Below are 3686 nucleotides of genomic sequence, written 5' to 3'. Positions count from 1 at the left end.
ATTTTCCTACTGTATGTTAATAGCTTACTAATGAAAATAGAATTACTTCCATTCTAAAGAGGAAACAACACGCATTAACGTGCTGCTTCGCAGCTCGCACTATAAATTATTATACCATATTATTATAAAATTATTACTATTGAATATGGTAAAATTTATAAAATTATTTTATATTATTAATAATACCTTCTTTTTATGCTTTTTTAACAAACATTCGAGACTGTATAAATCTTTTAAGGTATTGTATAATATATAATGTTATACAAAATGAGAAACATAGCTTATAAAGTATGTTAAAAATATAGAGGTGGAAATACATGATAAAAACTATATTTAAAGGTAGCGCAATGTTAAATCCTGTTCCCGTGGTACTTATAACTTCAAAGAATAAAGAAGGTAAAATAAATGTTTTTACAGTAGCATGGATAGGAATGGCTTGTACAAAACCGCCTATGATAACTGTAGCTATAAGGCCTGAGAGGCTATCGTACGATTACATAAAAGAAAGTGGCTACTTTGCAGTAAATTTACCTACCTCCAACATGGTTCGTGAAGTTGACTATTGCGGAGTACGCTCTGGTAAACAAGTAGATAAAATTCAGGAAATGAACTTTAAAGTGGATAACGCAAAAGATTTTATAGCTCCAATACTATCTGAATGCCCAATATCTTTAGAGTGCAAAGTTAAAAGTATTACCCCTTTAGGTACCCACGATCTATTTTTAGCTGAAATAGTAAATACTCACGTTGATAATAATTTAATAGATGCTCTTGGAAAGATACATTTTGAGAAGGCAGATCTCATTACCTATTCTCACGGAGAATATTTTAGCGTTAATTCTAAACCTCTAGGTAAATTTGGTTACTCAGTTCAGAAAAAAAGCAAAACTAAAAACGTAAATTCTAAACATAAAAAGAAAGCCTGATTTCTCAGACTTTCTTTTTATGTTTATTTTTATTGTTTTGGTATTGATTGATTTGGCATTGATTTATTAGGTACAACTTTCGCTGGTACCACTTTATTTTCAGACTTCTTATCCATTCTTAACATTTCGCCTATTGCCGATATACTACCAAAACTTGATAATATTTCATTTGGAAGTATAAGCTTATTAGCTGGGCTCTTAGCCAATTCTTTAAGTGCTTCTATCTGTTTTAATGCTATTACAGTTTCATTTGTGCCAGACTCAATTATAGCTGTATTTACTTTTCTTATAGCACCTGCTTCTGCAATTGCAATAGTCTCTATAGCTCTTGCTTTACCTTCTGCTTCTAATAGTTGTGATTCTTTAAGTCCTTCTGCACGTCTAATAGTTGCTTGTTTTTCAGCTTCTGCATTTAATATTTGAGCTTGCTTATGTCCTTCTGCTTTTTCAATTAAACTTTGTTTTTCGCCTTCAGCTGTAAGAATAAATGCTCTCTTATCTCTTTCTGCTCTCATTTGTTTTTCCATTGCTTGTTGAATTTCACCTGGTGGAACAATGTTTTTAATTTCTACTGATAATATCTTTATTCCATAAGCATCCGTGATTTCATCTATTATTTCAAGAAGCCTAGAATTTATTCTATCTCTTCCTGATAATACCTCATCGAGTGTCATATCTCCTACAATATTTCTCATATTAGTAATAGTTGAGTACACGATACCTGATTTGTAATCTTCAATGTTATACACTGCATCTCTTGAATTAATAACTTTATAAAATATAACATTATCAATTGATATATTTACATTATCTTTAGTTATAACATTCTGTGGTTGTATATCTAATATTTGTTGCTTAGTAGAAATTTTTCTACGAACGAAATCTGCAAATACAATTGTAAAATGCCAACCGGGTTCTAATATCCTGTGAAACTGACCAAATCTTTCTATTAGAAGCACATACCCTGTATTAACAATCTTAATAGATGTTAAAATCATAACAACTATTAATAACAATAAAACTAAACCTATAATCCCTGCCATAACAAATTCCTCCTCAAATTTTAATATAATTTATGCTTTAGCTATTACCAGTTTATTTCCTTCAATACCAGTAACTCGAACTAAATCACCTTTTTTTAAAGGTTCGCCATCATTTTTAACAGTCCAATAAATTCCTTGAAACTTAATATTTCCTTTTTCATCAATATCTTTTGTTATTGTAAATTCTTTACCTATATATCCTTCTTCCATAGTCAAAGTTTTTGTCACAGTTTTTTTTATAGTTTTCTTAACTATAGGATAACCTATAGACATAACCACTCCACTAACTGCTACAAAAATAATCACTTGAACAATTATTGATGCATCAAGTCCTATAGAAATAATTGCTCCGAGTGCTCCTACAGCAAACCATACAAACATAAAACTACTAGTTGTAATATCAATAGCTAATGCCACTATTGCCAACACTATCCAAAATATCATCGGCGTCCAGACCATATTGTACCCCCTTACGAATATAATTTATTAACTTTAATAACTTATGTCACTATTAATCTATACCCTAATTATATAACTTTTATGAATTTTATAATACAACTTTATTATGTTTCAAAGACAATATTTATTACTGTACATTATTTATGAATAATATTCATCTTTTACAAATTTAACTGGTTAATTTCTCTAATGCTATATTTACATTATATTGTATATCCTAAACTTTATAAAGTTTTATTTTAGTATACTATATAATTTCATATACATTTTTGCTATTTTATCGCATTATATCATACATTTACTCTCATATGCGCAATAATACGTACCATGGAAGTTATCATCATGATTGTAAATATTAAGTAAAAAATTAGACATTGGTAAAATAATCTTTAACGCTTCTACTAATGTATTCAAAATAATGATATAATTTTACTGAATATTTATTATATAAACTAATATTTGCATATACTATATTGAAAAACCAAAGAAAGGTCGTGAATTAGTTTGGAAACTTCTTTTATAAAGGTTTCTGCTGCTTGTCCAATAGTAAATGTGGCAGATATAGAATTCAACTTGACTAACATACAAAAATGTATTAACCAGGCCTACGTGGAAAAATCAAAATTTATAGTTTTCCCAGAACTTTGCATAACAGCTTACACCTGTGCAGATTTATTTTTACAACATCAACTAATTGAAAAATCCGAAGATGCAATTAAATCTTTATGTGAATTTTCTGAAAATAAAGATATATTAATTGCAGTTGGATCTCCGCTCTACTTTAATGATTGTCTATATAATTGCGCTTATATAATATTTAATGGAAAGCTTTTAGGAATAGTACCAAAAAGTTATATTCCTAATTACTCCGAGTTCTATGAGAAAAGATGGTTTGCCGAGGGGCTTGGCATAATAAACAAAACCGTAAATCTTTCTTTTGCAGACGGAATTCCTTTTGGAACAAACTTATTATTTACTTGTGGAAATATTAAATTTGGTTTTGAAATTTGTGAAGATCTTTGGGTTACCATTCCTCCAAGTAGTTACTTAACTCTTCAGGGTGCAAATATAATTGCTAACCTATCTGCATCTAATGAATTAGTTAGTAAGGCTGATTACAGGAAGTCCTTGGTAACATCTCAAAGTGCAAGATGTATGTGTTCTTATTTATATGCATCCTCTGGTGTTTTTGAATCTTCTACGGATTTAGTTTTCAGTGGTCATCTTTTAATTAGTGAAAATGGTTTATTATTAAAAG

Annotated in this window: 4 protein-coding genes; 2 read left to right on the top strand and 2 right to left on the bottom strand. The window is 29.3% G+C overall.

Annotated features, from left to right (window positions below):
- The first annotated feature begins 317 nt into the window (after window positions 1–317).
- Window positions 318–926, top strand: coding sequence for a flavin reductase family protein (locus Q0649_RS09170; RefSeq protein WP_298840586.1), 609 nt, complete (start codon window positions 318–320; stop codon window positions 924–926).
- A 29-nt stretch (window positions 927–955) separates the two neighbouring features.
- Here the strand turns inward: Q0649_RS09170 and Q0649_RS09165 are convergent, their stop codons facing one another.
- Together Q0649_RS09165 and Q0649_RS09160 are read right to left on the bottom strand one after the other, a co-directional pair.
- The gene (locus Q0649_RS09165; RefSeq protein WP_298840583.1) at window positions 956–1969 is read right to left on the bottom strand and encodes an SPFH domain-containing protein; all 1014 of its coding nucleotides are present in this window, start codon (window positions 1967–1969) and stop codon (window positions 956–958) included.
- Between the two features lie 30 nt (window positions 1970–1999).
- A complete protein-coding gene (locus Q0649_RS09160; RefSeq protein ID WP_298840581.1) occupies window positions 2000–2428 on the bottom strand; it encodes an NfeD family protein in 429 nt (142 codons plus the stop codon).
- Between the two features lie 504 nt (window positions 2429–2932).
- Here Q0649_RS09160 and Q0649_RS09155 point away from each other — a divergent pair.
- Window positions 2933–3686 (top strand): nitrilase-related carbon-nitrogen hydrolase (locus Q0649_RS09155; RefSeq protein WP_298840577.1); only part of this gene is annotated, 754 nt, incomplete at its 3' end.

Origin of the sequence: uncultured Clostridium sp. (genome assembly GCF_937920395.1) — a bacterium.
Lineage (GTDB): Bacteria > Bacillota > Clostridia > Clostridiales > Clostridiaceae > Clostridium_AD.
The sequence above is the reverse complement of the archived record's forward strand: the minus strand, read 5'-3'. Positions and strand labels throughout refer to the sequence as shown.